The organism is Succinimonas sp. (genome assembly GCF_045225735.1).
GTDB lineage: Bacteria > Pseudomonadota > Gammaproteobacteria > Enterobacterales > Succinivibrionaceae > Succinimonas.
Genome location: NZ_JBGVBR010000402.1, coordinates 1 through 2,165, shown reverse-complemented (window position 1 = coordinate 2,165; position 2,165 = coordinate 1). Strand labels below are relative to the sequence as shown.

Genomic DNA, 2,165 nt, shown 5'->3' with positions numbered 1-2,165 from the left:
ATTCCGGAATCATTTCCAGAGCAGTCGAGCAGATCAATGACAATCTTGCAGAAAAAGGCCAATCAGTCAGAGTTGAAAGAATTGAAGAACTGAAATGCAGACGGAATACCAAAAAGACAGGCAGACACGAACTTAAAAAGTTCAACTGCACGGCGGATGCCTATTATTCTGATCAGACAAATTCGAAAATCTGCATTGAAGGCAAGCATGCAATCAAAGAGACCCGCAAGGACAACCGCCGCAGCAGTAAGGTATTGTATACAGACATTTTTACCAGACAGTGCGGTGACGGTCCTGATTTTTCTGTTTTTAAGAAATACCGCTGATTTTCCTGCATGCATGTCCGTTCAGCCTGCATAAGCGAACAGTTCTGCGTCTGATTACAGGTTTAAACGGCAGACGCCGTAATTATCGGAATCTGTTCCGCTGATCTTCCAATGATCTTCTGAGTTCTTCTCATATACTTGATCGAAAATTAATCAATTAATTCTTGGAGAAGCTTGCAGGACAATGGTTTAGAGAGAAAAAAAGCATGATTTTCCTTATAATGAAATTAAGAAAAACACTCAAAAAAAGGAGTAATCATGCCTATGTCATTATCACATAAATCAGTTAAGAAGCATAATAAAAAATTACCTGCAAACGTAACCAAGAATAAAATTTTAGATTTTTTCGGTAACCAGGGTACAAGTAGTAAAATAGGCAAGAAGGCCAGGAAGTGCGGGTTTGTTAAACGAAAAGGAAGTTTTCAACCAACAAAATTTGCCCAGGCTGTTATCACAGCAGTTGGAAGTTCTGATACTCCTGAATCTCTATCAAAAATATGCGAGCTGTATAATGTTAATTTTGAAGGCAAAATGCAGATAAAGCCATTTTGGAACCGGATGTCGTCAGATGAATGCGTAGATTTTTTTGAATATATCCTGGAACAGTCTGAGCGGACTCATAACGATGTAAGCCAGAAATGTGCTTACGCCGAAGGAGAAGAATTAATTCAACTATTCCAAAAGAAGGGGCTGCCAATAGAGGATATATACTTGTATGACGGATCATACTGGAAGCTAAAATCAGAGCTGGCAGATGTGTATCAAGGGACAAGAAGTCAGACAAAAATAAAAGTATGTGATGGCATTTTCGATGAAGCTGGAGATGTGTGTTTTGATGAAGTAAAGGATGCAGGCATAGGTCTGCAAACCAAAATGTCAATGAAAACCGGAGCAATCAAAACTGTTGTTTTAACAGCTGAAACCGCAAACGAAAAATCCTTTGTTGAAGTACCCGGTAAGGATGACTCCAAAGCCTTGATGCTGATGGACAGCGGATATTTCAGTCTGAATCTTTTGAAGGATATTGATACAAACGGCTCTTTCTACATTACCAAAGGAAGGAAAAACTGTGCTGCTGTCATATCTGATTGTCGCACATGGGGGACATACCGAAAGATAGCTCCTAAGGCTGAAGAATATAACGGAATGAAGGTAAGTGATGCATTAATTATGATTCGCCAAAACAAACAGAACATCGATTTTACGGCCACTTTCAAGACCGGGCTTTCGGTAAGAATGGTTGCTTTTTACAGCAAAGAAAAGAATGAAACAGTCCTGCTTGTAACGAACATCAATCACGAAATTCTTGCACCAAAATTGGTTACCAACGCTTATCGAGTTAGATGGCAGTGCGAACTGTGCTTCAAAAATCTCAAAAGCGGAAGCGGCTTAAGATTCTCCAAATGCACCACCAACCTGAATATTTTACGAGTGTTGATAATGAGTTCGCTCTGTGCATATTTTCTGAAGAACATTGCGGCAAATTTTTTATCCAGGATGCTGAAGAACATTTCCTTTTGGAAAATTCATGTTAAGCCATCCTGGTTCAATGATTTTGTAAAAGCATTTTTTAACTGCAACCTCGAAAAGCTGCACGATATCCTGAAAACTTTGAAAAGCCGATCTACCTTTGTAACAAAAAGTAGACAATCGTTCAAAAAAGAGTTGGAGCACCGAACTTTGAATTCGGTACTTCAGAGTATCAGGGAAAGCCTTATGGAACCTATAATAAACGAGGAAAATTTGAGTGCTTAGGAACAAGTATATGAGGCACTATGGGATCCCTGATGATGACTACCTTTTCTTAAAGATCATGGACGAGTCAAGAAGGTGATCCCA

2 protein-coding genes are annotated in these 2,165 nt (G+C 39.3%); both read left to right on the top strand.

What is annotated here, in order from left to right; genetic code table 11:
* Nucleotides 1-326 (top strand): hypothetical protein (locus tag ACJROR_RS14220; RefSeq protein ID WP_406547675.1); only part of this gene is annotated, 326 nt, incomplete at its 5' end.
* 258 nt (nt 327-584) lie between these two features.
* Nucleotides 585-2,081 (top strand): IS4 family transposase, encoded by a 1,497-nt coding sequence (locus ACJROR_RS14215; protein WP_406547674.1) that lies wholly within the window; start codon nt 585-587, stop codon nt 2,079-2,081.
* Nucleotides 2,082-2,165: the final 84 nt, after the last annotated feature.

Bases quoted from the DNA above. Each gene is read 5' to 3' on its own strand.
- ACJROR_RS14215 (WP_406547674.1), top strand. From the start codon at position 585: ATGCCTATGTCATTATCACATAAATCAGTTAAGAAGCATAATAAAAAA.